General features: G+C 71.8%; 23 protein-coding genes. 21 read left to right on the forward strand and 2 right to left on the reverse strand.

The features are described 5' to 3' along the window. The first annotated feature begins 42 nt into the window (after nt 1–42). The 5 genes from EDF24_RS16330 (at nt 43) to EDF24_RS16350 (ending at nt 7,530) form a co-directional block, all read left to right on the forward strand. Nucleotides 43–1,014, forward strand: a complete 972-nt coding sequence (locus EDF24_RS16330; protein ID WP_123653596.1) for a MoxR family ATPase — start codon at nt 43–45, stop codon at nt 1,012–1,014. Next, nucleotides 1,011–2,423 (forward strand): DUF58 domain-containing protein, encoded by a 1,413-nt coding sequence (locus EDF24_RS16335; protein ID WP_123704260.1) that lies wholly within the window; start codon nt 1,011–1,013, stop codon nt 2,421–2,423. The genes EDF24_RS16330 and EDF24_RS16335 overlap by 4 nt, the downstream gene beginning before the upstream one ends. Next, on the forward strand, nt 2,420–4,918 hold the full coding sequence (locus EDF24_RS16340; protein WP_123704262.1) for a transglutaminaseTgpA domain-containing protein: 2,499 nt from the start codon (nt 2,420–2,422) through the stop codon (nt 4,916–4,918). The genes EDF24_RS16335 and EDF24_RS16340 overlap by 4 nt, the downstream gene beginning before the upstream one ends. Nucleotides 4,919–4,941: 23 nt before the next feature. Beyond that, nucleotides 4,942–6,789: a hypothetical protein gene (locus EDF24_RS16345; protein WP_123704264.1), complete on the forward strand. Its 1,848-nt coding sequence runs from the start codon at nt 4,942–4,944 to the stop codon at nt 6,787–6,789. A gap of 111 nt (nt 6,790–6,900) precedes the next feature. Continuing rightward, nucleotides 6,901–7,530: a hypothetical protein gene (locus tag EDF24_RS16350; protein WP_123704266.1), complete on the forward strand. Its 630-nt coding sequence runs from the start codon at nt 6,901–6,903 to the stop codon at nt 7,528–7,530. An 11-nt stretch (nt 7,531–7,541) separates the two neighbouring features. Here EDF24_RS16350 and EDF24_RS16355 read toward each other — a convergent pair whose 3' ends face one another. Beyond that, complete coding sequence (locus EDF24_RS16355) at nt 7,542–8,534, reverse strand: asparaginase (protein WP_123704268.1); 993 nt, start codon at nt 8,532–8,534, stop codon at nt 7,542–7,544. Nucleotides 8,535–8,644: 110 nt separating this feature from the next. On the opposite strand from EDF24_RS16355, the gene EDF24_RS16360 reads away from it, so the two are divergent. The 12 genes from EDF24_RS16360 to rbfA all read left to right on the forward strand — a co-directional run bounded on the left by EDF24_RS16360 (nt 8,645) and on the right by rbfA (nt 22,809). After that, nucleotides 8,645–9,166, forward strand: a complete 522-nt coding sequence (locus EDF24_RS16360) for an OsmC family protein (protein WP_123704387.1) — start codon at nt 8,645–8,647, stop codon at nt 9,164–9,166. 6 nt (nt 9,167–9,172) lie between these two features. Next, a complete protein-coding gene (locus EDF24_RS16365; protein WP_123653590.1) occupies nt 9,173–10,141 on the forward strand; it encodes an FKBP-type peptidyl-prolyl cis-trans isomerase in 969 nt (322 codons plus the stop codon). Nucleotides 10,142–10,145: 4 nt separating this feature from the next. Next, complete coding sequence (gene dxr / locus EDF24_RS16370) at nt 10,146–11,270, forward strand: 1-deoxy-D-xylulose-5-phosphate reductoisomerase (protein WP_260233480.1); 1,125 nt, start codon at nt 10,146–10,148, stop codon at nt 11,268–11,270. A 98-nt stretch (nt 11,271–11,368) separates the two neighbouring features. Next, nucleotides 11,369–12,697 (forward strand): RIP metalloprotease, encoded by a 1,329-nt coding sequence (locus EDF24_RS16375; RefSeq protein WP_185021699.1) that lies wholly within the window; start codon nt 11,369–11,371, stop codon nt 12,695–12,697. A gap of 43 nt (nt 12,698–12,740) precedes the next feature. Further along, nucleotides 12,741–14,228, forward strand: a complete 1,488-nt coding sequence (locus EDF24_RS16380) for a cytosine permease (RefSeq protein WP_123704270.1) — start codon at nt 12,741–12,743, stop codon at nt 14,226–14,228. After that, complete coding sequence (locus tag EDF24_RS16385; RefSeq protein WP_123704272.1) at nt 14,225–14,764, forward strand: cysteine hydrolase family protein; 540 nt, start codon at nt 14,225–14,227, stop codon at nt 14,762–14,764. The genes EDF24_RS16380 and EDF24_RS16385 overlap by 4 nt, the downstream gene beginning before the upstream one ends. 65 nt (nt 14,765–14,829) lie before the next feature. Continuing rightward, nucleotides 14,830–15,960: a flavodoxin-dependent (E)-4-hydroxy-3-methylbut-2-enyl-diphosphate synthase gene (ispG, locus tag EDF24_RS16390; RefSeq protein WP_123653871.1), complete on the forward strand. Its 1,131-nt coding sequence runs from the start codon at nt 14,830–14,832 to the stop codon at nt 15,958–15,960. A 44-nt stretch (nt 15,961–16,004) separates the two neighbouring features. After that, the gene (locus EDF24_RS16395; protein ID WP_123704274.1) at nt 16,005–17,756 is read left to right on the forward strand and encodes a proline--tRNA ligase; all 1,752 of its coding nucleotides are present in this window, start codon (nt 16,005–16,007) and stop codon (nt 17,754–17,756) included. 183 nt (nt 17,757–17,939) lie between these two features. Then, nucleotides 17,940–18,938: a transcription termination factor NusA gene (gene nusA, locus EDF24_RS16400; RefSeq protein ID WP_123653584.1), complete on the forward strand. Its 999-nt coding sequence runs from the start codon at nt 17,940–17,942 to the stop codon at nt 18,936–18,938. A 108-nt stretch (nt 18,939–19,046) separates the two neighbouring features. Continuing rightward, nucleotides 19,047–19,385: a YlxR family protein gene (locus tag EDF24_RS16405; RefSeq protein WP_123704276.1), complete on the forward strand. Its 339-nt coding sequence runs from the start codon at nt 19,047–19,049 to the stop codon at nt 19,383–19,385. 74 nt (nt 19,386–19,459) lie between these two features. Then, the gene (infB, locus tag EDF24_RS16410; protein WP_123653582.1) at nt 19,460–22,291 is read left to right on the forward strand and encodes a translation initiation factor IF-2; all 2,832 of its coding nucleotides are present in this window, start codon (nt 19,460–19,462) and stop codon (nt 22,289–22,291) included. A gap of 71 nt (nt 22,292–22,362) precedes the next feature. Then, nucleotides 22,363–22,809 carry a 30S ribosome-binding factor RbfA gene (gene rbfA, locus EDF24_RS16415; RefSeq protein WP_123653581.1) on the forward strand — a complete coding sequence of 149 codons (447 nt, stop codon included), beginning with the start codon at nt 22,363–22,365 and terminating at the stop codon, nt 22,807–22,809. Here rbfA and EDF24_RS16420 read toward each other — a convergent pair. Continuing rightward, nucleotides 22,806–23,720 (reverse strand): A/G-specific adenine glycosylase, encoded by a 915-nt coding sequence (locus EDF24_RS16420; RefSeq protein WP_185021700.1) that lies wholly within the window; start codon nt 23,718–23,720, stop codon nt 22,806–22,808. The two genes, rbfA and EDF24_RS16420, sit on opposite strands and share 4 nt — an antisense overlap. Nucleotides 23,721–23,772: 52 nt before the next feature. Between EDF24_RS16420 and EDF24_RS16425 the strand changes: the two genes are divergently transcribed. The 4 genes from EDF24_RS16425 to EDF24_RS16440 all read left to right on the forward strand — a co-directional run bounded on the left by EDF24_RS16425 (nt 23,773) and on the right by EDF24_RS16440 (nt 26,092). After that, complete coding sequence (locus tag EDF24_RS16425; protein ID WP_123704277.1) at nt 23,773–24,219, forward strand: hypothetical protein; 447 nt, start codon at nt 23,773–23,775, stop codon at nt 24,217–24,219. A gap of 22 nt (nt 24,220–24,241) precedes the next feature. Next, nucleotides 24,242–25,183, forward strand: coding sequence for a tRNA pseudouridine(55) synthase TruB (truB, locus tag EDF24_RS16430; protein ID WP_123653579.1), 942 nt, complete (start codon nt 24,242–24,244; stop codon nt 25,181–25,183). Continuing rightward, entirely contained in the window at nt 25,180–25,545 is a 366-nt protein-coding gene (locus EDF24_RS16435) for a hypothetical protein (RefSeq protein WP_123653578.1), read from the forward strand. The genes truB and EDF24_RS16435 overlap by 4 nt, the downstream gene beginning before the upstream one ends. A gap of 100 nt (nt 25,546–25,645) precedes the next feature. Next, on the forward strand, nt 25,646–26,092 hold the full coding sequence (locus tag EDF24_RS16440; RefSeq protein WP_123704279.1) for a hypothetical protein: 447 nt from the start codon (nt 25,646–25,648) through the stop codon (nt 26,090–26,092). The last annotated feature ends 5 nt before the right edge of the window (nt 26,093–26,097 follow it).

Raw genomic sequence — 26,097 nt, forward strand, 5'->3', positions numbered from 1 at the left:
TGCCCCCGGGGCACGACCGACACCACGAGGAGAACTCCCCGCATGAGCATGACCCCCGAGCAGGCCACCTGGTTCGCCGACGTCGCCGGCCGCATCGTGACCAACGTCGAGCAGGTGCTCCTCGGGAAGACCTTCGTCATCCGCCTCGCGGTCACGGCGATGCTCAGCGAGGGCCACCTCCTCCTCGAGGACGTCCCCGGCACCGGCAAGACGAGCATGGCGCGGGCACTCGCGCAGAGCGTCCAGGGCTCGACGAACCGCATCCAGTTCACCCCGGACCTGCTCCCCGGCGACATCACCGGCATCAGCGTGTACGACCAGCGCAACCAGGAGTTCGAGTTCCACCGGGGTCCGGTGTTCGCGAACATCGTCCTGGCGGACGAGATCAACCGTGCGAGCCCGAAGACCCAGTCCGCACTGCTCGAGGCGATGGAGGAGGCCGCGATCACGGTGGATGGCGTCAACCACCGCCTGGCGGCCCCGTTCATGGTGATCGCGACGCAGAACCCCATCGAGCAGGCCGGCACGTACCGCCTGCCGGAGGCCCAGCTCGACCGCTTCCTCATGAAGACCTCGATCGGCTACCCGGACCACGCCGCGACGGTGAAGATCCTCGAGACGTCCTCCGCGCCGTCCTCGTCGGTGCCGCTCGCGAGCGTCGTCCCCGCCGCGACGATCACCGAGATGGCCGCCCTCGCCCGGACCGTGCACGTGGACGCGACGATCGCGGACTACGTCGCCCGCCTGGTGGACGCCACGCGCGCGGCGAGCGAGGTCCGCCTCGGCGTCAGCGTGCGCGGTGCGATGGGTCTGATGCGCGCCTCCCGCGTGTTCGCCGCGCTGAGCGGCCGTCACTACGTCACCCCCGACGACGTCAAGGCCCTCGCCGAGCCGGTCCTCGCGCACCGTCTCGTCCTCGACGCGGAGGCCGAGTTCGACGGCGTCAGCGCCACCAGTGTCGTCTCGCAGCTCCTCGTGGAGACCCCGCCGCCCGCGGACCGGGTCGCGTCGTGACGGACCGCCGGCCCGTCTCCACGCGCTCGCGTCGCCCCTCGTCGACGCGGTCGCGTCGCACGAGCACGGCGTACGAGCGCACGGGGACGGTCGCCGGCCTGACGAACGTCCGCACCCGCCTGGTCGGTGACCGTGACGGGGTGGCCGCGGATGCGGTCGTCGGTGTCGTCCGTCTGTGGCGGTCGGTCTGGAGGCTCGTCACGCGCTCCTGGGACGAGGTCTCGTCCGTGGTCACCGGTCTGGGCTGGACCGTGGCCGTCCTCACGCTCGTCGCGTTCGTCGTCGGGTACCGCTTCGGCCTGCGTGAGGTCGTGGTCGTCGGCTTCGCCGGCGCCGTGCTCGTGGTGGTCGCGGCGGTCGCGCTGATCGGCCGTTCGCGGTTGCTGATCCGGATGAGCCTGCCGGTCCGGCGGGTCGCGGTCGGCGACGAGGCCGGTGTCACGGTGACCGCGGAGAACCCCACCCGGCTGCCGTCCGTCCCGACCACCGTCGAGGTCCCGGTCGGCAGCGGCCTGGTCGACGTCGCGATCCCGACCATCGCCCCGCGCGGGACGTTCGAGCGTGCCGTCCCGGTGCCGACCCTGCGACGCGGCGTCCTGGACGTCGGCCCGGTGACCGGTGTCCGCGCGGACCCGGTCGGCCTGGTGCGCCGCGAACTCGTGTGGACCGAGCGGGAGCAGGTCATCGTGCACCCGCGGACCGTGGCGATCCCCGCGACGAGCACCGGCCTCGTTCGAGACCTGGAGGGCCAGGCGACGACGGACCTCTCCCCGGCGGACATCTCGTTCCACGCCATCCGCGAGTACATGCCGGGCGACGACCCCCGCACGATCCACTGGAAGTCGACGGCGAAGACCGGTGCCCTGATGGTGCGTCAGTTCGAGGACACCCGGCGGTCGCACCTCGTCGTGGCGCTGGGGATCTCCCGGACGGAGTTCGCCGACGACGAGGAGTTCGAGCTCGCGGTCAGCGCGGCGGCGTCCCTCGGCAGCCGGGCCGTTCGCGACGGCCGCGAGGTGACCGTGGTGGTGTCCGAGCGCACCCCGGAGTTCGCGAAGCGCCCGGTCTACGCCGTGCACGAGCTCCCCACGATCACGCCGACGCGCCTGCTCGACGACTTCGCGACGGTCTCGCTCGCGGACGCCTGTCTGCCCGTGGCGGAGGTCGCCCGGATCGTCGGCAACGACACCGCGGGCATCTCCGTCGCCTTCCTGGTCGTCGGTTCGACGGTCGAGCTGCCGGCACTCCGACTCGCGGCCACGCGGTTCCCGATCGGGGTCGAGGTCGTCGCGGTGATCTGCGAACCCGAGGCCGTCCCGCGCTTCGTGCGGGTCCCCGGACTGACCGTGATGACCATCGGCTACCTCGACGACCTCCGTCTCGCGCTGCACCGATCGGCCGCCGCATGAGCGCCCCCTCCGTCGCACCCGCACCCCCGGCGGCCCCGACCCCGCCGCGCCGGACCACCCGCCGCGCGGCCCGACGCGTCGCTCGTCGGGTCTCCCCGTTCCGGCTCGTCGGCGGCACCCTCGTCGTCTGGCTCCTGCTCGCCGTCGCCAGCGTCGCGTGGTGGCCGATCTACCGCAACAGTGGCATGCTCGTCGCCGCGGTCACGGCCGTCGTGTTCGGGACGCTCATCGCCCTCCTCGGCGCGGTGCTCCGGCTGCCGACCGTCGTCGTGGCCGTCGCGACGGTCGCGGCGTTCACGCTCACCGGCGTCCCCGCTGCCGTTCCCGGCCAGGCCGCCGGACTCCTGCCCACCGGCCACGGGCTCCTCGACCTGTACTCCGGCGTCGCCCTCGGGTGGAAGCGCCTGATCACCATCAGCCTGCCGGTCGGGACCTACGAGGCCCTGCTGGTCCCGTTCTTCGTGACGCTCCTCGTCGCCACGGTGACGGCCGTGAGCGTGGCGACCCGTGCCTCCCGGCAGGAACTGGCGAGCATCCCGGCACTGGTCCTGTTCGCGGCCGGTGTGGTCGTCGGGCCGAGCCGACTGGACACGTCGATCGTGGTCGCGGTCGCGCTGACCGCGATCGCCCTGGTGTGGGCGGTGACGGTGCGGCACGCGCGCCGCGCGGTCGCGGTGGCGGAGACCATCGGCGCTCCCGTCGCGGTCGGCAGGTCCGTGCTCCGTCCCGCGCTCGTCGGCACCGGGACCGTCGTCGCGGCAGCCGTCGTCGCGACCGGACTCGGACTCGTCGCACCGCCGAGCACGCCACGGACCGTGGCGCGGACCGACGTGGTGAAGCCGTTCGACCCGCGCGACTACGTCAGCCCGCTCAGCGGGTTCCGCGCCTACGAGGAATCGACCGAGGCAGAGACCACGCAGTTGCGGGTGACGGGGTTGCCGGAGAACGGGTTCGTGCGGATCGCGACGCTCGACACGTACGACGGGGTGACGTACCGGGTGGGCGGGACGGACGGCGCGTCGGCGTCCGGCACGTTCGAGCGGGTGCCGACCTCCGTGGACGTGCGCGGGGTCCGGGGCACGACGGTGCACGTCGGCGTGACCGTCGACGGGTACAGCGGCGTGTGGCTGCCGACCGTCGGCGACCTGGAACGCGTCGAGTTCGGCGGCAGCGCTGGGGACCGTGAGCGCGGCTCCTTCTTCTACAACGCATCCACGGGGACCGGGGCGGTCCTCGGTGGGGTCGACGACGGCACCCGCTACGACCTCACCGCCGTCGTGCCGGACCAGCCGACCGACGAGCAGCTCGCGAAGGCGCAGCCCGGCGACGCCGCCGTGCCCGCAGCCCGCAACGTGCCGGATGCGGTGCGCGACACCGTCGAGTCGACGACGAGCGACGCCGGGAGCGACGGCGCGAAGCTGATCGCGATGATCCGGGCACTCAAGCAGAACGGCTACATCAGCCACGGTGTGGGGGACGACCGCGTCAGCCGCTCCGGGCACGGAGCCGACCGCATCCAGGAGCTCCTCACGTCCCCGCTGATGCTCGGCGACCAGGAGCAGTACGCGGTCGCCGCGGCGCTCATGGCCGAGGACATCGGGTTCCCGACCCGCGTGGTGCTCGGGTTCGCCGCCGGCGGGGACTCCGGCACCACCGCGTCGACGAGCGGCAGCGCCGGGACGACGACGTTCCGCGGGTCCGACGTGACCGCCCGCATCGAGGTGGACACCGCGCAGTGGGGCTGGGTGACGATCAACCCGAACCCGGCCGTCCGGGAGATCCCCGCGGAGCAGCAGCAGACCCCGAAGCCGGTCACGCGCCCCGAGACCGTCGTCCCGCCGCCCCCTGCCGACCAGCAGGACCAGGACCAGCAGGCACCGCCGCAGAGCGACCGGAACACCCCTGACCAGCCGCCGTTGTGGTTGCAGATCCTCCTCGCGGCGCTGCCGTGGGTGATCGGGACGCTCGCCTTCGTGGCGCTCGTGCTGCTGCCGTTCGGCGTGATCGTCCTGGTCAAGCGCGTCCGTCGGCGTCGACGACGTCGCGCGGCGACCGCACGCGCGCGGATCACCGGCGCGTGGGACGAGTACCGCGACGCCCTGCTCGACCGGGGCGAGGACGTCCCGGTGACGGCCACCCGGCGCGAGGTCGCCGTGAGCGCACCCGGTGACGGCGGGAGCGGCCTCGCTGCACTCGCGGACCGTGCGGTGTTCGGACCGAGCGACGCCGACGACCGCGCGGCGGACCGGATGTGGGACGCGACCGACACCGCGATCGGGCAACTGCGGGAGGGCCGGACCCGACGGCAGCGGATCCGCACCGCGGTCTCGGTCCGGTCGCTCCGGACCGGGCCGGCGGCCGTCGCACGCGTCGGCCGGGCGGTCGCGGGACGTGCCCGCGCCGTGCGCCCCGGACGCGGAGCCGACGGTGACTACGATGTCCGGAGGCCCGCCGAGCGTCGCAGCGGGCCGGATGAGGACAGAGGCAACCTGTGATCAGATGCGAACACTGCGGATCGGTGCTCCCCGACGGGGCGATCTTCTGCGGTGAGTGCGGGCGTGCGGTGAACACGGCGTCCAGCCGCCGGACCGTCGCCCCCGAGCCCGTCGATCGGGGCACCCCGCCGCCGCTCCAGCAGCCCGACCCGCACGGGCGCCGGCCCGACCCTGCCGCCGAGGCGTGGTTGCCGGAGTCGACGCTCGACCCGGCGACCCGCGCGTGGCTGACCGGCGCCGACCGTCGCCGGAACGAGCCGGTCGCGCCGGTCCCGGTGCAGACGCCGGACTCCTTCGCCCCGCGCTCGGCGCCGACGCACGTGCACGGTGCCGGCAGCGGACTCGGCGAGTGGACCGGGGCGCCCGACTCGGCCGACGCCGCCGACCCCGTCGACGCGGTGGACTCCGTCCAGGCGTCCGCGCCCGCTGAACCGCCGCTCGACCCCGATGCGTTCCCCGCAGAACCCGCCCTCGCCGAGGACGACCCGGAGATCACCCGGGTCGCGCCGCGTGCGGACGCGCCGCCCGTGGTGCCGTCGGCAGCCGCCCCGTCGCCCGTCGCTCCGGCTCCGGCTCCTCCTCCTGCTCCTGCCCCTGCTCCGGCCGATCTTGCTCCCGCAGCTCCTGCGGAGTCCGCGGTGCCGTTCTGGGCTGCACCCGAGGAACCTGCCGCCGCACCGGCGCCGAGCGCTCCGTCATGGTGGATCGGCCGCGCGACCGACGAGCCCGCCGAGGAAGCCGCTCCGGACACCGACGACTCCGCGTCGACCGACGAGGCCGCCGCGGCTCCGGCCGACGGTGCCGCCACCGCCGACGACGCAGTTGCTGCGCCCACGGAGGCGCCGTCGCCGACGGACTCCGCCGCACCCGGAGCGCCTGCTGCTCCCGAAGCGCCCGAGGCTCCTCGGGCGGGGGACACCGTGGCCGTCGAGCCGCTGATCGACCGGCGCCCACCGCGCCCCACGCCGCTGGTGCAGCCGGGATCGCAGCCGACGACGTGCCACGTGTGCGGCAGTCGACTCGAGCCGGACGACATCTTCTGCAACGAGTGCGGGGCGGTCCGCCCGGCCGTGACCGCTGCCTTCACGGGCCCCGTGATGCCGCTGCCGATCGCCCGCCCGGACTGGGCGGCGCAGGACGACGTGGTCGCCGACGACGAGATCGTCGACGAGATCGCGGACGACGACGAGGACGACGAGGTCGCCGAGCATCTCGACGAGATCGTCGCGGACGAGGTGGCTGATTCGGTCATGTCCGACGCCCCGGCCGACGCCCCGTCCGTCGACTCGTCGGTCGATGAACCCTCGGTCCCCGCATCACCGACCGCACCGTCCTCGGTCCCCGCACCGGACGAGTCCGGCCCGGTCCTCTCCGCGACGCCGATGGTGCCGACCGCCGCACCGCTCCCGCCGATCCCCGGCGCAGCCACGCCGGAGCTCCCGCAGCCAGCGGAGGACGCCGCGCCCTCGAGCTCCGACGCCGACGAGAGCGCCCAGCTCGACGAGGACGTGGACGAGACCCGCATCGTCACGAAGACGCCGACCCGCGCACCCTTCGTCCTGCACTTCAGCACCGGCGAGCGACTCGGGGTCCACGGCACCGGACTCCTCGGGCGCCTGCCCCGCCCGGAGCCGGGCGAGCGGTTCGACGACCTGCTGACGATCCACGACCCGGGCAAGTCCGTGTCGAAGACGCACCTCGAGCTCGGGCGCGACGGGGACGACCTGTGGGTGTCGGACCGGTTCTCCGGCAACGGTTCGGTGATCCGGCACATCGACGGGTCCATCCGCCGGTGCGAGCCGGGCCGTCGCTACCGTGTCGAGCGCGGTGCGCGCGTGGACGTGGGGGAGCAGTTCTTCCTCGTGCAGTGACCCGCTCCTGCACGGCGCTCCGTTCCTGCACAGACACCTCGACGGCATCGGTTCTCCACCGGTGCCGTCGATCTGCGTCCAGGGGCCGACGGGTGCGCTGGACTGGTGCGCATGAGGGTGGTGCTCGTCCGGAGCGTGGTGATCGTGGCAGCGGTCGTGCTCGCCGTGGTCGGGTCCGACCGGGTCGTCGGCGCCGTCGCCACGCTGGCTGCCGCCGCCTGCCTGGTGGTCATCGCCTTGCTCGTGCGGAGCGTTCCCACACGCCCTGACGTCGCCGCGGTCGACGTCCGCGCACCTACCACGTCGGGAACGCGTGCACCGCCGGCCGCCGACCCGCGTTCACTGTCGGTGGGTTCGGCGTCCGACGGCAGCCCGGTCGGACTCGACGCGGCGACCGGCATCGTCGTCGTCGGTCGGGGCGCGCTCGCGGTCGGGGTGTTCGTGGCCCTGGCGGCCGAACTCGGTCGCTGTGCCACGGGTGACGACGAACTCCGCACGGTCGGTCCGTCAGCGGGTGCGCTGCCCGACGGAGTCGCCGTCGCGGTGGTCGTCGACCAGGCGGGCCAGCGCGTGGGGTCGGTCGTGCTGGTGCCCGACCTCCGGAGCACCCCGCGGCAGCGGTCGCCGACCATCGACGTCACGCGCTACGGGTGCGCCGTCCGCAGCGACCCGGACGCGCGCGCGAGCACGCGGGTCCTGCCACGCCTGCCGGTCCTCGACGGCCCGGCTGGTCCGCCGTGACCGAGTGCTGGTCAGCGCAGCCCGGCACCCGGTCGGATCGCCCCGACGCGCACCCCGCCGCCGAGCACCTTCTCGCCGGTGGCCGCGAGCACGTCGGCCACGCCGTCCGCCGGGACGACACCGTTGCGCTCCAGCATGGTCAGCGCGGCGAGGGTCCCGGCGCGGAGCGCTCCGTCGAGGACCTTGACGACGACGGCCGCCCCGCCGGGCTTCCCCATCACCATGACGCCCTCGGCGCCGAGCTTCGCGACGAGCCCGAGCCGTTCGATCGTGACGGTGTTCGCGCGGCCCACGCCGTCGATCGCCCACGCGTTCGCGAGCACCGCGTCGGTGAGCTCCGCGGAGTCGGCGTCGGCGCGCCGCACCAGGCCGGCGATGCCCCGAGCCAGGCCGGTGAGCGTCAGCGGGAACACCGGGGCGCCGCACCCGTCGATGCCGACGACGTCGACGGTCTCGCCGGTGGCGTCCTCCACGGTGGAACGCACGATGCGCTGCATCGGGTGGTCGATGTCGAGGTAGGTGGCCTCGTGCCAGCCGTTCACCCGGCACGCGGCGAGCATGCCGGCGTGCTTGCCGGAGCAGTTCATCGTCAGGCGCCGGGGCTCGGTCATGGTGCGTCCGGTGGCGCGGTCGTAGGGCATGTCCGGCGGGCACCCCAGGTCGGCCTCGACGTGGTCGAAGGACTCGAGCATGTGCTGCACGACCGCCTGGTGCGACGGCGTCCCGGCGTGACTCGCCGTGGTGAGGACGAGTTCGGCGTCGTGGAACACCGCACCGGCACGGCGGACCGCCAGCGCCTGGAACGGCTTCATCGTGGACCGCGGGTAGATGCTCGCGCCGATGTCCCCGACGGAGTCGATCACCGTGCCGCTAGCATCGACGACGACACCGGCGCCGACGTGGCGGCTCTCGTCGAACCCGGAGCGCTCGAGCACCGCCAGCTCGACGGACCCCGCTGCGGTGAGAGGATGGCGGTCGGTGCGGACATCGGTGCTTCCCGTCATGTCGACGATCGTACCGAGACCGAACGACGCCGACGGACGGCTCGGTGGCGCACCGCACGCCGACGGACGGCTCGGCACCGCACCGCACGCCGACGGACCAGGGAGTTGCCATGCAGGACCACAGCTACGAAGTCGCGATCCGGTGGACCGGCGACCGCGGGACCGGCACCAGCGGGTACCGCGAGTACGGCCGCGAGCACGTCGTCACCGCCGCGGGCAAGCCGGACCTGCCCGGCTCGGCCGACCCGACCTTCCGCGGCGACCGCGACCGCTGGAACCCGGAGGAGCTCGTCACCGCAGCGCTCGCGCAGTGCCACATGCTCAGCTACCTGCACGTCGCCGTCACCCAGGGCTTCACGGTCCTGGCGTACGAAGACCGTGCGACCGCGACGCTGAACCTCAACCGCGACGGCTCCGGCGAGCTGACCGGCGCGACGCTGCACCCCGTCGTGACCATCGCCGAGGCGGACCGGGTCGCGGACGCCGAAGCCGCCCACGCCGCCGCGAACGCCCTCTGCTTCATCGCCCGCTCCGTCGCTTTCCCGGTGCACCACGAGCCGGTGACCCGCGTGCAGGAGACCGTCGACGCAGACGCACTCGGAGCGGACTCATCGAAGCGTGAGGCAGACTAGGTCCCCGTGAAGCGTCTCCGCCTGCTCCCGATCGCCCTCGTTCCCGTCGTCGTCCTCGGGCTCGCCGCCTGCTCCGGCTCCGGCTCGAGCGACGCCTCTGCGTCCGCCACCGCCTCCGCGAGCGCGACGGCCTCCGCGATCACCAGCTGCCCGAAGCCCGGCAAGTCCTCCGCCGCGATCGACGTGTCCGGTGACTTCGGTGGCACGAAGGCCCCGACGGTCACGTTCGACAAGGGCCTGAAGGCGACCCCGCCGCAGGCCACCACCGTGATCAAGGGTTCCGGCGCGGCACTGAAGGACGGCGACTACGTCCAGGTCGCCTACAGCGTCTACAAGGCGTCCACGGCGAAGGCGCTCGGCACGGTCGGCTTCGACCAGGGCAACGCGCAGGTGCTCTCCGTCGGCGGGACCGGCTTCGGCGCGCTGCTCGCCTGCTCGCACGTCGGCGACCGCATCGCCGCCGTCGGCGCTTCCTCGGCGCTCGGCTTCAACACGGGCGGCAACATCGTGGTCGTCGCGGACGTCATCGCGCAGACGCCGACCAAGTCCACGGGTGCGGCGCAGACCCAGGACCCGAAGCTCCCGACCGTGAAGGACAAGGCCGACGGCGAGCCGGAGATCACGATCCCGAAGGTGGACGCGCCGTCGAAGACCACGGCCGAGGTCATCAAGCAGGGCACCGGTGACGAGATCGCCGACGGCGACACCGCACTCGTGCAGTACAAGGGCGTCCTCTACGACACGGGCAAGGAGTTCGACTCCTCCTGGTCGAAGGGTGCGCCGACGACGTTCACGGTCGCCGAGGGGTCCCTCATCAAGGGCTTCGTGACCGGTCTCGTCGGCCAGAAGATCGGTTCCCAGGTGATGATCGTCGTCACGCCGACCGACGGTTACGGCTCGACGCCGCCCGAGGGCTCTGACATCCCGAAGAACGCGACGCTCGTCTTCGTCGTCGACATCCTCGCCAAGGGCTGACCCGATGACCCAGGGTGCAGCCGCGATGACCACGGGGGCAGCCGCGACGACCCGCCGCCGCGTCGTCCTCCTCGGCAGCACGGGGTCGATCGGCACCCAGGCGCTCGACGTCATCGAGCGGAACCCCGACCGCTTCGAGGTCGTCGGCCTCACCGCGGGGTCCAACGCCGACCTCATGGCCGAACAGGCCGCCGCCCACGGGGTCCGCGACACCGCACTCGGCGCCGCCGACGCCGAGCGCCTCGTCCGGAGCGTCGAGGCGGACGTCGTCCTCAACGGCATCACCGGCTCCGTCGGCCTCGGCCCGACGCTCGCCACGCTCGAGACCGGCGCGACGCTGGCCCTGGCGAACAAGGAGAGCCTGATCGTCGGCGGCGCGCTCGTGCAGGCTGCCGCGGCGCCCGGCCAGATCGTCCCGGTCGACAGCGAGCACTCCGCCATCGCGCAGGCGCTCCGTTCCGGCACCGACGCCGAAGTCCGGCGCCTGGTCCTGACGGCGAGCGGCGGACCGTTCCGTGGCCGTTCGCGCGACGAGCTGCAGGGCGTCACCCCGGCCGAGGCGCTCGCCCACCCGACGTGGGACATGGGCCTCGTGGTCACCACGAACTCGGCGACGCTGGTGAACAAGGGCCTCGAGGTGATCGAGGCGCACCTGCTCTTCGGCGTCCCCTACGACCGCATCGACGTCACGGTGCACGCGCAGTCGATCGTGCACTCGATGGTCGAGTTCACCGACGGTTCGACGATCGCGCAGGCGTCCCCGCCGGACATGCGCCTGCCGATCGCGCTCGGCCTGGCGTGGCCGCACCGCGTGCCCGGTGTGGGCGTCCCGCTCGACTGGACCACGGCGAGCACCTGGACGTTCGAGCCGCTCGACACCGATGCGTTCGGCGCGGTCGCGCTCGCGAAGCGCGTCGGGGTGCTCGGCGGGACGTACCCGGCGGTCTTCAACGCGGCGAACGAGCAGGCGGTCGCGGCGTTCCACGCCGGTGCGATCGGGTTCCTCGACATCGTGGACACGGTCGAGCGGATCGTGGAGTCGCACACGCCGGGGGAGTCGTCCCTCGAGGGTGTGCTCGCCGCGGAGCGCTGGGCGCGCGACGCCGCCGACCGCGCGTTGGCACGCTGACGGACGGGCAGCGCTGACACGCGTCTGGCCGGGAGGCTCGACCCACCACCCAGCGCACGCTCGGCTGGTTCTTTGGCTGCGTCCCGTACGCTCGTCCGGTGACCGTCGGAACCGTGCTCCTCTTCGTCCTCGGCGTGGTCGTCTTCATCGTCGGCCTGCTGATCTCGATCGGGCTCCACGAGCTCGGTCACCTCGCGTTCGCGAAGCTGTTCCGCGTCAAGGTGACGCAGTACTCGCTCGGGTTCGGCAAGGCGATGTGGTCGTTCCGTCGCGGCGAGACGGAGTACGGCATCCGACCGATCCTGCTGGGTGGCTACATCTCCATGGTCGGGATGCTGAAGCCCCGCGCCTCGGGCCGGGCGATCACGAACACCGGCATGTACAGCGCGTTCGTGCAGGACGCCCGCCAGGCCAGTGCCGAGCAGATCGCCGAGGCCGGCGGGGACGACTCCCGTGCGTTCTACCGGCTCACGCCCTGGAAGCGCATCATCGTGATGGTCGCGGGTCCGGCGATGAACCTCGTGATCGGCATCGTGCTCTTCGGCGTGCTGCTGGTCGGCTTCGGCGCCCCGACGACGACGTTCACCTCGAGCGTCGACTGCGTGCTGCCGACGACGGCGACCACGACGTGCTCCCCGAACGACGCGGTGTCCCCGGCGAAGGAAGCCGGCATCGAGTCCGGTGACGTCGTCCTGGCGGTCGGCGGGGTCGAGGACCCGACCATCACCCAGGTGTCGGACACGTTCCAGAAGGCCGCGGGCAAGTCGGTCACGGTGGTCGTCGAGCGCGACGGCTCGCGGAAGACGCTCGAGGTCACGCCGGCCCTCGCCACCCGCGACGTGTACGACGCCGAGGGCAAGGTCGTCAAGAACGACGACGGCACCACGAAGACGCAGCAGGTCGGCGTGGTCGGCGTTTCGATCGGCCAGACGCTGGTGCGGCAGCCCGTGACCTCCGTCCTGCCGGCGACCGGCGCGCAGATCGCCGCGTCCGCGCACCTCATCATCGACCTGCCGCAGCGGCTCGTCGCGGTGTGGAACGCGGCGTTCGGCAGCCAGGCGCGCTCCGCCGACAGCCCGGTCTCGGTGGTCGGCGTCGGTCGTGCGATCGGCACGGTGTCCTCGATGAGCGGCGTGCCGGTGGTCGACAAGATCTACACGATCCTCGGTCTGCTCGCCTCGCTGAACATCGGGCTGTTCGTCCTCAACATGGTGCCGCTCCTGCCGCTCGACGGCGGGCACATCGCGGGTGCACTGTGGGAGGCCGTGAAGCGCCGGTCGTTCAAGCTCGTCGGCAAGGCGGACCCGGGTCCGATCGACCTCGCGAAGACGATGCCGCTGACGATGGCGGTCGTGGTGCTCCTCGCCGGGATGAGCGCGCTGCTGATCTACGCCGACATCGTCCGGCCGGTCAACCTCTTCGGCTAGCCCGCGCCGGTACCAGGACGCACGACGCCGCTACGCTCAGCCCATGAGCACAGCGCCCGAGGTCCGCACCGTCGAGCGGCAGGGCATCGACGTCATCGCCGAGTCCGAGCGGAAGGGGCGCCCGCGCGGGCTGTTCTGGCCGTGGTTCGCGGCGAACATCTCCGTGCTCGGCCTGAGCTACGGCTCGTTCGTCCTCGGCTTCGGCATCTCCGCCGCTCAGGCCACGATCGTCGCGGTCGTCGGCGTGGTGTTCTCGTTCCTGCTCTGCGGGATCGTGGCGATCGCCGGCAAGCGTGGGTCCGCCCCGACGATGGTCCTCAGCCGTGCCGCGTTCGGTGTCCGGGGGAACCGGCTGCCGTCGTTCCTCAGCTGGATCCTCACCGTCGGGTGGGAGACGTCCCTGGCAGCGCTGGCGGTCCTCGCGACGTCGACGGTCTTCCGCGAGCTGGGCTGGGACGACGGGGTCGTGACGAAGCTCGTCGCCCTGGTCGTCGTCGCCGCGCTCGTGATCGGCGCGGGCATCGCCGGGTTCGACGTGATCATGCGCCTCCAGACGTGGATCACCGTCATCACCGCGGTCCTGACGGTCGTCTACATCGTGCTCGTCGCACCGTCGATCGACCTCGGCGCGATCGGGGCCCTGCCGGCGGGCAGCGGGCAGAACGTGATCGGCGCCCTCGTCCTCGTGATGACCGGCTTCGGGCTCGGCTGGGTGAACGCCGCCGCGGACTACTCGCGGTACCTGCCGCGGTCGTCGTCGACCGGTGGCGTGGTCTGGTGGACGACCTTCGGCGGTGCGCTCGCGCCGGCCGTCCTGGTCGTCGTGGGGATCCTGCTCGCCGGCTCGTCGAAGGACCTCAACACGGCGATCAGCGCCGACCCGATCGGGGCGCTGACGACGCTGCTGCCGGTCTGGTTCCTCATCCCGTTCGCGATCGTCGCGATCCTCGGGCTCGTCGGCGGCGCGGTGCTCGACATCTACTCGTCGGGCCTGGCGCTCCTGAGCGCGGGCATCCGGATCCCGCGGCCGGTGGCGGCCGGGGTGGACGGCGTGTTCATGATCGCCGGCGCCGTGTACGTGGTGTTCTTCGCCACCGACTTCATCTCGCCGTTCCAGGCGTTCCTCGTGACGCTCGGTGTCCCGATCGCCGCCTGGTGCGGGGTGTTCGTGGCCGACGTCGTCCTGCGCCGGACGGCGTACGCCGAGGCGGAGCTGCACGACCGTCACGGCCGCTACGGCGACGTCCGGTGGGGCGCGATCGGGCTCGTCGTCCTGGGGACCGCGCTCGGCTGGGGGCTCGTGACGAACACGTACGGCGTGCCGTCCTGGCTCAACTGGCAGGGGTACCTGCTGGAGCCGTTCGGCCTCGGCGGGCGGGACGGCGCGTGGGCGTACGCGAACCTCGGCGTGCTCGTGGCCCTGGTCGTCGGCTTCGTCGGCACGCTCTTCTCCCGCGGCGCGATCCGGCGCCAGGAGGCCGGGACGGTCACGCGGGAGTCCGGGACGAGCGCTCAGGGACCCCGGGCATGACCCAGCTGGACACCGACGGCGCCTGGCTCGTCGCGATCGACATGCAGCACGTGTTCACCGGGGACAGCCCATGGGCGACCCCGGGGTACGACCGAGCCGCAGCGGGCATCGAGCGCCTCATGCCGCGGTTCGCCGGCCGCACGGTGTGCACCCGCTTCGTCGCGCCGGAGCACCCGCAGGGGGCGTGGGTCGACTACTACCGGGACTGGCCCTTCGCGCTGGTGCCCGCGGACGACCCGCTGTACGACCTGACGGAGCCGTTCGCGGCACTGGACGGCCCCGTCGTCACCGCGACGACGTTCGGCAAGTGGGGGACGAGCCTCCAGGCCGTCGTCGGTGACCAGCAGCACCTGGTGCTCACCGGCGTCTCGACCGACTGCTGCGTGCTGTCGACCGCGTTGGCGGCGGCGGACGCGGGCGTCCGGGTGACCGTCGTGGCGGACGCGTGCGCCGGGGTCAGCGACGCGGACCACGAACGGGCGCTCGACGTGATGCGGCTGTACGGCCCGCTCGTCACCGTCGTCGACACCCTGTGAGCCAGCGCGCGGTCGTGTCGGCACGAGCGCGTAGAGTTCGAATCGTGCCCGCAGTGAATCTCGGTATGCCCAAGGCCCCCGAAACCCTCGCCCCCCGCCGCAAGTCCCGCCAGATCAGGGTCGGCAAGGTGCTGGTCGGTGGTGACGCGCCGGTGTCCGTGCAGTCGATGACCACGACACCGACGACGAACATCAACGCGACCCTGCAGCAGATCGCCGAGCTCACCGCCTCCGGCTGCGACATCGTGCGCGTGGCCGTCCCCAGCCAGGACGACGCCGACGCGCTGCCGATCATCGCGAAGAAGTCGCAGATCCCGGTGATCGCGGACATCCACTTCCAGCCGAAGTACGTCTTCCAGGCGATCGACGCCGGCTGCGCCGCGGTCCGCGTGAACCCGGGCAACATCCGCAAGTTCGACGACCAGGTCGGCGCCATCGCGGCGGCGGCCAAGGCGGCGAACGTCAGCCTCCGCATCGGCGTGAACGCCGGGTCGCTCGAACCGAGCCTGCTCCAGAAGTACGGCAAGGCCACCCCGGAAGCGCTCGTCGAGTCCGCGGTGTGGGAAGCCTCCCTGTTCGAGGAGCACGACTTCCACGACTTCAAGATCTCGGTCAAGCACAACGACCCGATCGTGATGGTCAAGGCGTACCGCCAGCTCGCCGAGCGCGGTGACTGGCCGCTGCACCTCGGCGTGACCGAGGCCGGCCCGGAGTTCCAGGGCACGATCAAGAGCGCCACGGCGTTCGGCATCCTCCTCGGTGAAGGCATCGGCGACACCATCCGCGTGTCCCTGTCGGCACCCCCTGCGCAGGAGGTGAAGGTCGGCCTGCAGATCCTGCAGTCGCTGAACCTCCGCGAACGCAAGCTCGAGATCGTCTCCTGCCCGAGCTGCGGCCGCGCGCAGGTCGACGTCTACCAGCTCGCGAACGACGTCACCTCGGGGCTCGAGGGCATGACCGTCCCGCTGCGCGTCGCCGTGATGGGCTGCGTCGTCAACGGTCCCGGTGAAGCCCGCGAAGCCGACCTCGGTGTCGCCTCCGGCAACGGCAAGGGCCAGATCTTCGTCAAGGGCCAGGTCATCAAGACCGTGCCGGAGTCCGAGATCGTCGCGACCCTCATCGAAGAGGCGAACCGCCTCGCCGACGAGATGGGCCCGGCAGCCGAGACCGGCAAGCCGCTCGTCGTCACCTCGTAGCCAGGCGCGCGAGCAGGCTCCGGCACCGCCGGTAGGCTTGCCCCGTGGTCACTCGGCTTTCGCATCTGTTCCTCCGTACGCTCCGCGACGACCCCTCCGACGCCGAGGTGACGAGCGCCAAGCTGCTCGTCCGCGCCGGGTACATCCGTCGCCAGGCCCCCGGCATCTTCGCCTGGCTGCCGCTCGGACTCCGCGTCCGCGCGCGCATCGAGGGGATCATCCGCGACGAGATGCAGGCGGCCGGTGCACAAGAGGTGCTGCTGCCGGCGCTCGCCCCGCGCGAGCCGTACGAGGCGACGAACCGCTGGACCGAGTACGGCGACGGCATCTTCCGTCTGCAGGACCGCAAGGGCGCCGACTACCTCCTCGCCCCGACGCACGAAGAGCTCTTCGCGCTCCTGGTGAAGGACCTTTACTCCTCGTACAAGGACCTCCCCGTCACGCTGTTCCAGATCCAGGACAAGTACCGCGATGAAGCGCGGCCCCGTGCGGGTCTCCTCCGCGGCCGCGAGTTCACGATGAAGGACGCCTACTCCTTCGACGTCACCGACGAGGGGCTCGACACGAGCTACCAGACGATGCGCGACGCCTACGAGCGCATCTTCGCCCGCCTCGGCCTCGAGTACGCGATCGTCAAGGCCGACGCCGGCGCGATGGGCGGCTCCAAGTCCGAGGAGTTCCTGCACCCGATCGCCGTCGGGGAGGACACGTTCGTCCGGAGCGCCGGCGGCTACGCGGCCAACGTCGAGGCCTACGTCACCCCGGTCCCCGCCGCGCTGCCGATCGACGGCCAGCCCGAGTCGGTGCTGCTCCCCGCCGCCGACACCCCGACCATCCAGACGCTCGTCGACCACGCGAACCAGGTCGCCCCGCGCGACGGCGCGCCGTGGACTGCTGCCGACACGCTGAAGAACGTCGTGCTGGCGCTGACCCACCTCGACGGCACGCGTGAGGTCGTCGTGGTCGGCCTCCCCGGCGACCGCGACGTGGACCTCAAGCGCGCCGAGGTGGCGTTCGCCCCGGCCGAGGTCGAAGCCGCCGGCGACGACGACTTCCGGAAGCACAAGGGCCTCGTGAAGGGCTACATCGGCCCGCAGGTGCTCGGCGCGGACAGCGCGACCGGCATCCGTTACTTCGTCGACCCGCGCGTCGTCGACGGCACCGCGTGGCTGACCGGCGCGAACGAGCGCGGCGTGCACGTGTCCGGCCTGGTCGCCGGCCGTGACTTCGTCGCCGACGGCGTCGCCGAGGTCTCCGACGTCCGCGCCGGCGACCCGGCACCCGACGGCTCCGGCCCGCTCGAGACCGCGCGCGGCATGGAGATCGGGCACGTCTTCCAGCTCGGCCGCAAGTACGCCGAGGCCCTCGGGCTCAAGGTGCAGGACGAGAACGGCAAGCTCGTGACCGTCACGATGGGCTCGTACGGCATCGGCGTGACGCGCATCCTCGCGATCCTCGCCGAGGCGCACAACGACGAGAAGGGCCTCGCCTGGCCGAAGCACGTCGCACCGTTCGACGTGCACGTGGTCGCGACGGGCAGGGACACCACGGCTTACGACCTGGCGACGAGCGTCGTCGCCGAGCTCGAGGGCGACCGCTTCGACGTCCTCTACGACGACCGGCCGAAGGTCTCGCCCGGGGTGAAGCTCCGCGACGCCGAGCTCCTCGGCATGCCGATCGTCGTCGTCGCCGGTCGCGGAGCGGCCGATGGCATCGTCGAGCTCTGGAACCGCGCGAGCGGCGAGCGCACCGAGGTGCCGGTCGCCGAGCTGTTGGACGCGGTCCGCGCGATCTAGCGGGTGGCGTGTCGCGCACTGGTCGCGACCGAGAACACGGCCTGGAGGCTCGTGGCGGGCCCCGCCACGAGCCTCCAGGCCGTTGACGGGCACGGTCCGCGACCCGCAGTGCGGTAGTCTGGACGCCGACTTCTGCGCGGTACCAGTGCGCCGGAGCGACTCAGCTGAATACGGAGGCCCTCGGTGAAGATCGATCTCGCAGTCCTGCGACTCATGGAGCGTGAACGGGAGATCCCGTTCGAAGAACTCGTCCAGATCATCGAGTCGGCCATCCTGACCGCGTACCACAAGCACACCGCCGAGAACGGCGAGCCGGCGGACGCGCAGTCGCGGGTCGAGCTCGACCGCAAGTCCGGTGAGGTCAGCGTCTTCGTGCCGGAGCGCGACGACGAAGGCACCGTCATCGGTGAAGCCGTCGACCAGCCGAGCGACTTCGGTCGCATCGCGGCGTTCGCGGCGAAGCAGGTCATCAACCAGCGTCTCCGCGACATCGGCGACGACAAGATCCTCGGCCAGTTCCGCGGCAAGGAAGGCGACATCGTCGCGGGCGTGGTCCAGCAGGGCCCGAACCCGAAGATGGTGCACGTCGACCTCGGCACCGTCGAGGCGATCCTGCCCCCCGAGGAGCAGGTGCCCGGCGAGACCTACGCGCACGGCTCGCGCATCCGCGTGTACGTGACGAGCGTCGGCCGTGGCCCCAAGGGCCCGCAGATCATCGTGTCGCGCACGCACCCGGGCCTGGTCCGGAAGCTCTTCGCGCTCGAGGTCCCGGAGATCGCGTCCGGCGTGGTGGAGATCACCTCGCTGGCCCGCGAAGCCGGTCACCGCACCAAGCTCGCGGTCAAGGCGAACGAGCCCGGCGTGAACGCCAAGGGTGCCTGCATCGGTGAGCTCGGCGCCCGCGTGCGGGCCGTGACGACGGAGCTCGGTGCCGAGAAGATCGACATCGTGGACTGGTCCCCGGACCTCGCGACGTTCGTGGCGAGCGCGCTGTCGCCGGCGAAGGTGACGAGCGCGTTCGTGCTCGACGTCTCGACGAAGGCCGTCCGCGCCCTGGTGCCGGACTACCAGCTGTCGCTCGCGATCGGCAAGGAAGGGCAGAACGCCCGTCTCGCCGCGAAGCTCACGGGCGCGCGCATCGACATCCAGCCGGACTCGATCCTGGACGACGACGAGTCCTGATCGACAAGTCCGAGAACGCGCGTCGGACCGCGTCGGCGCACGGCGTTTCGCCCGTGGCGATGCGGATCCGGGCGCGCCGGATCGCGGTCGTCAGAGGGGAGGAGTAGAGTGGTCGCCGTCAGAACGTGCATCGGCAGTCGTCGTCGCGCGCCCCGATCCTCCCTCCTCCGAGTCGTCGCCCTTGGCGAAGACCGTGTGGTGGCGGATCCGAAGGCAGTCATGCCGGGCCGGGGAGCGTGGCTCACACCGACCGTCGAAGCGTACGAACTGGCCGTCAAGCGCAAGGCTTTCCGCCGGGCGCTGCGGCTGGAACGTGAACCGGACACGTCTGCGGTGCTCGATCACCTGCGGAGCCTGCCCGACGTGGGACCCAACCACGCGGCGCAGGACGTTGCAGAAGAGCGCCCGGACACGACAGAACAGGCTGAACGGCTTATGGACAACTGATGAGCGGCTCGAAATGAGACCCATCATCCAGTGAGTCCTGCCCCTTGACGGGGTGGGACCCGTGAAGGAGAACAGTGGCGAAACCACGCGTACACGAGATCGCAAGCGAGCTCGGCGTCGACAGCAAGACCGCACTCGAGAAGCTCAAGGAGCTGGGCGAGTTCGTCAAGGGACCGAGCTCGAGTGTCGAGCCCCCCGTGGCACGGAAGCTCCGTGCCGCACTGCAGGCCGAGGGTGCTTCGGCATCCGCGAAGCCCGCAGCCGCAGCAGCCCCCGCTCCGGCGGCGGCGAAGTCGGCCGCACCGAAGCCCGGTGGCCCGAAGCCCGGCCCGAAGCGTCCCGCTCCGGCCCCGGAGCCCGAAGCCCCCGCGCAGCCGGCCGAGAACACCGACGTGCCCGTCACGCCGGCCCCCAAGTCCGTCGCGCAGCGGCAGGCCGAAGCCGAGGCAGCGCGCAAGGCCGCTGCCGAGGAGAAGGCAGCCGCCCCCAAGGACTCCGGTGACGCTCCGAGCGCGCCGAAGAACGACGCCGTCAAGCCGGGCAGCGCGAAGCCCGCGGCGGCCGGTCCGAAGCCGGGTGGCCCGAAGCCGGGTGCCCGTCCGGGCAACAACCCCTACGCGTCCAGCCAGGGCATGGGCTCGCGCCCGCCGCGCCCCGGCAACAACCCGTACTCGTCCAACCAGGGCATGGGTCAGCGTCCCGCCGGCGGTGCCGGTGGTGGCGGGATCCCGCGTCCGCAGCCCCCGCGTCCCGGCGCACCCCGTCCGGGTGCTCCGCGTCCGGGTGGTCCCGGTCAGGGCAACCGTCCGAACGGCTTCGGGCAGCGCCCGGGCCAGGGTGGCGGCGGTCGTGGCGGCCCCGGTGGCGGTCGTCCCGGTGCCGGTGGCGGCGCTGGTGGCGGTTTCCCGCGTCCGGCGTTCAGCGGCCCGCGTCCCGCCGGTGGCGGCGGTCGTGGCCGTGGCCCCGGTGGTGGTACCGCCGGTGCGTTCGGTCGCGGTGGCGGCAAGAGCCGTGCCCGCAAGTCGAAGCGGACGAAGCGCGCCGAGTACGAGATGCGGCAGGCGCCGTCGCTCGGCGGTGTGCAGGTCCCGCGCGGCGACGGCAACACGGTCGTCCGTCTGCGTCGTGGTGCGAGCATCTCGGACTTCGCGGACAAGATCGACGCGAGCCCCGGCAACCTCGTGACGGTGCTGTTCCACCTCGGTGAGATGGCGACCGCCACGGAGTCCCTCGACGAGGCGACCTTCGAGGTCCTCGGCGAAGAGCTCGGCTACAGGATCCAGATCGTGTCGCCGGAAGACGAGGACCGCGAGCTCCTCGAGGGCTTCGACATCGACATCGACGCCGAGTACGCCGACGAGGACGACTCCGTCCTGCAGCAGCGTCCCCCGGTCGTCACCGTCATGGGTCACGTCGACCACGGCAAGACGCGCCTGCTCGACGCCATCCGCAACTCCAAGGTGGTCGAGGGCGAAGCCGGCGGCATCACGCAGCACATCGGTGCGTACCAGATCGTCGCGGAGCACGAGGGCATCGAGCGTCCGATCACGTTCATCGACACCCCGGGTCACGAGGCGTTCACCGCCATGCGTGCCCGTGGTGCGCAGGTGACGGACATCGCGATCCTCGTGGTCGCGGCGGACGACGGCATCATGCCCCAGACGATCGAGGCGCTGAACCACGCGCAGTCGGCCAACGTGCCGATCGTGGTCGCGGTGAACAAGATCGACAAGGAAGGCGCGAACCCGGCGAAGGTCCGCCAGCAGCTCACCGAGTACAACCTGGTGGCCGAGGAGTACGGCGGCGACGTCATGTTCGTCGACGTCTCCGCGCGGCAGAACATCGGCATCCAGGAGCTCCTGGACGCCGTGCTGCTCACCGCTGACGCCGGGCTCGACCTGCGTGCGAACCCCGACAAGGACGCCCGCGGTGTCGCGATCGAAGCACGCCTGGACAAGGGCCGCGGTGCAGTCGCCACGGTGCTCATCCAGTCGGGCACCCTGCACGTCGGCGACGCGATCGTCGCGGGAACGGCCTACGGCCGCGTCCGTGCGATGGCGGACGAAGACGGCAACCCGGTGACCGCCGCGACGCCGAGTCGTCCGGTCCAGGTGCAGGGCCTGTCCTCGGTGCCCCGCGCCGGTGACACCTTCCTCGTCACGGAAGAAGACCGAACCGCCCGTCAGATCGCTGAGAAGCGTGAAGCGGCCGAGCGCAACGCCCAGCTGGCCAAGGCCCGCAAGCGCATCTCGCTCGAGGACTTCACCCGTGCACTCGAAGAGGGCAAGGTCGACTCGCTCAACCTCATCATCAAGGGTGACGTCTCCGGTGCTGTCGAAGCACTCGAGCAGTCGCTCCTCGACATCGAGGTGGACGACAGCGTCCAGCTGCGGATCCTGCACCGCGGTGTGGGTGCGATCACCGAGTCGGACATCGACCTCGCCACGATCGACAACGCCATCGTCATCGGCTTCAACGTCCGTCCGGACGTCAAGGCCCGTGAGCGTGCGGCGCGTGAAGGCATCGACGTCCGGTTCTACTCGGTCATCTACAACGCACTCGAGGACATCGAGCAGTCCCTCAAGGGCATGCTCAAGCCCGAGTACGAAGAGGTGCAGTCCGGTGTCGCCGAGATCCGCGAGGTCTTCCGGTCCTCGAAGTTCGGCAACATCGCGGGTGTCATCGTCCGCTCCGGCACGATCACGCGCAACGCCAAGGCGCGCGTCATCCGTGACGGCGTGGTCCTTGCGGACGGGCTGGCCATCGAGTCGCTCCGTCGCTTCAAGGACGACGTCACCGAGGTCCGTACGGACTTCGAGGCGGGTATCGGTCTGGGCAAGTACAACGACATCCAGATCGGTGACGAGATCGAGACCACCGAGCTCGTCGAGAAGCCGCGCGACTGATCGTGTGACTACCCTGGGCCCCGGCCTCCCTCGCGGGAGGTCGGGGCCCACCCATTCCCAAGGAGGAACCCATGGCTGATCCGCAGCGCGCACGCAAGATGGCCGACCGCATCAAGGAAGTCGTCGCACGTCGACTGGACAAGGGTCTGCGCGACCCGCGTCTCGGCTTCGTGACGATCACCGACGTCCGCGTGACCGGTGACCTGCAGCACGCGTCGGTCTTCTACACCGTGTACGGCACCGACGAGGAGCGCGCCGACTCCGCCGCCGCGCTCAAGGCCGCGACCGGCATGCTCCGCACCGAGGTCGGCAAGAACATCACGGCGCGGCTCACCCCGTCGCTCGAGTTCATCGCCGACGCCCTGCCGGACACCTCCGCGCACCTCGAGGACCTGCTCGCGCAGGCCAAGATGCGCGACGAGCAGGTCCGCTCGGCATCGGTGGGCGCCACGTTCGCCGGCGACGCCGACCCGTACAAGCGCGACGAGGACGACGACGAGTCCGAGGAACAGGCCTAGGCGGCGCCGCCGGGCAGCTGGTAGCCGCTCGCGTCGTCACCCACCGCGAGACCATCGCGGAGGAGCGACGCGAGCGCCCGGTCCCGCTGCTCGGCATCCGGCCAGACCATCGCGATCTCCGCGGGGGTGACGGGGACGTCGCTCGCGCGGAGTTCGGCCATCACGAGACCCCGCACCTGCCGGTCGCTGCCGGCGAACTTCGCCTGCTTCGGCGCGCGCGGGCCGTCGTGCTCCGGGTAGCCGGCCGCACGCCACGCGCAGCGGTCCGCGATCGGGCAGGCGTCGCACGCGGGGGAGCGTGCGACGCAGACGAGCGCACCGAGTTCCATCACCGCGGCGTTCGTCGCGGCCGCGTCCTCGCGGTCCTCCGGCAGGACCGAGGCCATCAGCGGCAGGTCCTGCTTCGCGTTCGCCGGTCCGGGTTCGCCCTGCCCGAGGAGCGCCCGCGCGAGCACCCGGCGCACGTTCACGTCGACGACGGGGTGCCGGTCGCCGTACGCGAAGACCGCGACCGCCCGCGCCGTGTAGTCACCGATGCCGGGCAGCGCGAGGAGCGCGTCGACGTCCCGGGGCACGACGTTGTCGTGCTGCTCGGCGATCGCCGTCGCCGCCGCGTGCAGCGCGAGCGCCCGTCTCGGGTAGCCGAGCCGGTCCCAGGCACGCACCGCGTCCGACGGCGGTGAGTCCGCGAGGTCGCGAGGCGTCGGCCACCGGGTGAGCCATGCCTCCAGGCGGGGGATCACGCGTGCGACCTGCGTCTGCTGCAGCATGATCTCGCTGACCAGCGTGCCCCAGGCGGGGAAGCCGGGACGGCGCCAGGGGAGGTCGCGCGCCTCGGCGCGGAACCACGCGACGAGCGGGGTCGCGATGTCGGGCCGCGTCGCGCCCTGCGGGCCGGTCGCGTTCTCCACAGGCTGACGGGAGGCTCGACTCGCGTTCACCACGACAGCCTACGGTGGGTGCATGGCACGCTGGGCACCCGAAGAGACCGACACGATGGCTGCGATCGCGGGAGAGGTGATCGCACAGGTCGGCACGAACCGCACCGTCGTCGGCATCGACGGGCAGGACGGCGTCGACCTCGAACACGTCGCCGCGGCCATGGTCGCCGGCTTCGAGCAGCACGGCGTCTCGGCGATGGCCGCTGCCGCTCCCTCCGCCGACGTGGACGCGCTGCGCTCCGGACTCGTCGCGCCGTTCCGGTCCACCGGTGCGGGTGACGGGGTCCTCGTGGTGCACGGCCACGGCGTCCTCGGCGCCGGTGCGCGCGGCCTGTGGCGCTGGTCGCTCTGGGTGGAACAGGAGTCCGGTCGGCTGGAACGTCGCGCCGACGTCAAGATCGCCGCGTCCGCGGTCCTCGACGTCACCGATCCGGCGCATCCGCGTCGCGAGTGGAACGATGCCTGCTGACGTGCGCTGGTAATCTCCTCGGGTGCTCGTAACCGCTCCCGACGGCATCCTCCTCGTCGACAAACCGCAGGGGATCTCCAGCCATCGCGCGGTCTCGATCGCCCGACGCCGTCTCGACCTCAAGAAGATCGGCCACGCCGGCACCCTCGACCCGATGGCGACCGGACTGCTGCTCCTCGGAGCCGGTCCGTCCACGCGGCTCCTGACGCACCTGGTCGGCCTCGACAAGACCTACACGGCGACCATCCGGCTCGGCGTGTCCACCGACTCGGACGACGCCGACGGCGACCCCGTGGCCGCGGTGGGCGTGTCCGGCGCGGACGTCTCCGAAGCCGCGGTCGAAGCGGCCGTTGCACAGCAGCGCGGCCCCATCTCGCAGGTCCCGTCGACGGTCAGCGCGATCAAGGTCGACGGTCGACGCGCCTACGACCTGGCGCGGAAGGGCGAGGAGGTCACGCTCAAGGCCCGGGCGGTGACGATCTCGCGGTTCGAGGTCACCGGTCGGAACGAGGACGTCGTCTCCGTCGACGGGGTCCCCACGAGCGTGGTCGACCTCGACGTCGTCGTGGCCTGCTCGTCCGGCACCTACGTGCGGGCGCTCGCCCGCGACGTCGGTGCGACCCTCGGCACCGGGGCGCACCTCACGGCCCTCCGCCGGACGCTGGTCGGCCCGTTCTCCGTCGACGACGCGATCGACCTCGAGGACGACGCCGTCGACGTCCGCGCGGCCCTGGTCCGCCCGGCCGAGATCGCCCGACAGCTGTTCCCGGTCGTCACGCTCGACGCTGCCCGCGCGAAGGACCTCGCCGACGGCAAGCGCATCGACGCCGACCACCCGGACACCGACGGCCCGGTCGCGGCCGTCACCGCACGCGACGACCGGCTGATCGGTCTCGTCTCCGTGCGCCGCGGACTGCTGCGGGTCATCACCAACTTCCCCACGGCGTCAGGAGCGAACGCGTGATCGAGTGGTTCATGTGGGTGCAGCTCGTGCTGGCCTGCGTCGTCGGCGTGTTCGCCGTCGTCGTCGGCTTCATCGGCTGGAAGCCCAACGACTACACCGTCGGGTCGCTCGTGCTCATCGAGCTCCTGCTCATCGCGCAGCTCGTCGTGTCGCTGGTGCAGCCAGCGGTCGGGAACCCGGCGACGGGCAACCTGCTCGAGTTCTGGGTCTACGCGGTGTCGGTGCTGCTCGTCCCGCCGGCCACGATCGTCTGGGCGCTCATCGACCGCACGCGGTGGAGCACCGTCGTGCTCGGGGCGGGCGCGTTCACCGTGGCCGTGATGGTCTACCGGATGTACCAGATCTGGTTCGCCCTGAACTGAGGTGTGCGGTCCGTGACGCGTGCGGCCTGTGAGGTCTGCAGTCTGCGGTCTGTGACGTGTGCGGTCGGCGGTGTCGCCGGTCGTCGGTAGAATCGGTGCAATGGCGACCAAGTCCTCCCTCGCGACCGGCATCGGGCGCGTCCTCATCGCCGTCTACGGCATCCTCGCCCTGGCAGCGACGGGCCGCAGCGTCGTCCAGATCGCCGAGAAGTTCTCCTTCGCGCCGTTCTCGTACACGCTGAGCGCCATCGCCGCCGTCGTGTACATCGTCGCGATGATCGCCCTCATCGTGCCCGGACGCTTCTGGTACCGGGTCGCCTGCGTCACCATCGTCTTCGAGATGACGGGCGTGCTCGTGATCGGGACCCTGTCGCTCTTCGACCACGCGCTCTTCCCGGACCTGACGATCTGGTCGTACTACGGCATGGGCTACGCCTTCGCGCCGCTCGTGCTGCCGATCGCGGGCCTCTGGTGGCTCCGGAAGCACCACCGCACCGCCGGAGCACCCGTCACCGAACCCGAGCCCGCCGTGGCGGCCGGCGAGTAGGCGGG

The sequence above is a fragment of the Curtobacterium sp. PhB130 genome, from assembly GCF_003755165.1.
In the GTDB taxonomy this organism is placed as follows: Bacteria; Actinomycetota; Actinomycetes; order Actinomycetales; family Microbacteriaceae; genus Curtobacterium.

Coding starts and splice junctions, on each gene's coding strand:
- EDF24_RS16330 (WP_123653596.1), top strand. CDS start 43: ATGAGCATGACCCCCGAGCAGGCCACCTGGTTCGCCGACGTCGCCGGC.
- EDF24_RS16340 (WP_123704262.1), top strand. CDS start 2,420: ATGAGCGCCCCCTCCGTCGCACCCGCACCCCCGGCGGCCCCGACCCCG.
- EDF24_RS16350 (WP_123704266.1), top strand. CDS start 6,901: ATGAGGGTGGTGCTCGTCCGGAGCGTGGTGATCGTGGCAGCGGTCGTG.
- EDF24_RS16355 (WP_123704268.1), bottom strand. CDS start 8,534: ATGACGGGAAGCACCGATGTCCGCACCGACCGCCATCCTCTCACCGCA.
- EDF24_RS16360 (WP_123704387.1), top strand. CDS start 8,645: ATGCAGGACCACAGCTACGAAGTCGCGATCCGGTGGACCGGCGACCGC.
- dxr (WP_260233480.1), top strand. CDS start 10,146: ATGACCCAGGGTGCAGCCGCGATGACCACGGGGGCAGCCGCGACGACC.
- EDF24_RS16380 (WP_123704270.1), top strand. CDS start 12,741: ATGAGCACAGCGCCCGAGGTCCGCACCGTCGAGCGGCAGGGCATCGAC.
- EDF24_RS16385 (WP_123704272.1), top strand. CDS start 14,225: ATGACCCAGCTGGACACCGACGGCGCCTGGCTCGTCGCGATCGACATG.
- ispG (WP_123653871.1), top strand. CDS start 14,830: ATGCCCAAGGCCCCCGAAACCCTCGCCCCCCGCCGCAAGTCCCGCCAG.
- rbfA (WP_123653581.1), top strand. CDS start 22,363: ATGGCTGATCCGCAGCGCGCACGCAAGATGGCCGACCGCATCAAGGAA.
- EDF24_RS16425 (WP_123704277.1), top strand. CDS start 23,773: ATGGCACGCTGGGCACCCGAAGAGACCGACACGATGGCTGCGATCGCG.
- EDF24_RS16440 (WP_123704279.1), top strand. CDS start 25,646: ATGGCGACCAAGTCCTCCCTCGCGACCGGCATCGGGCGCGTCCTCATC.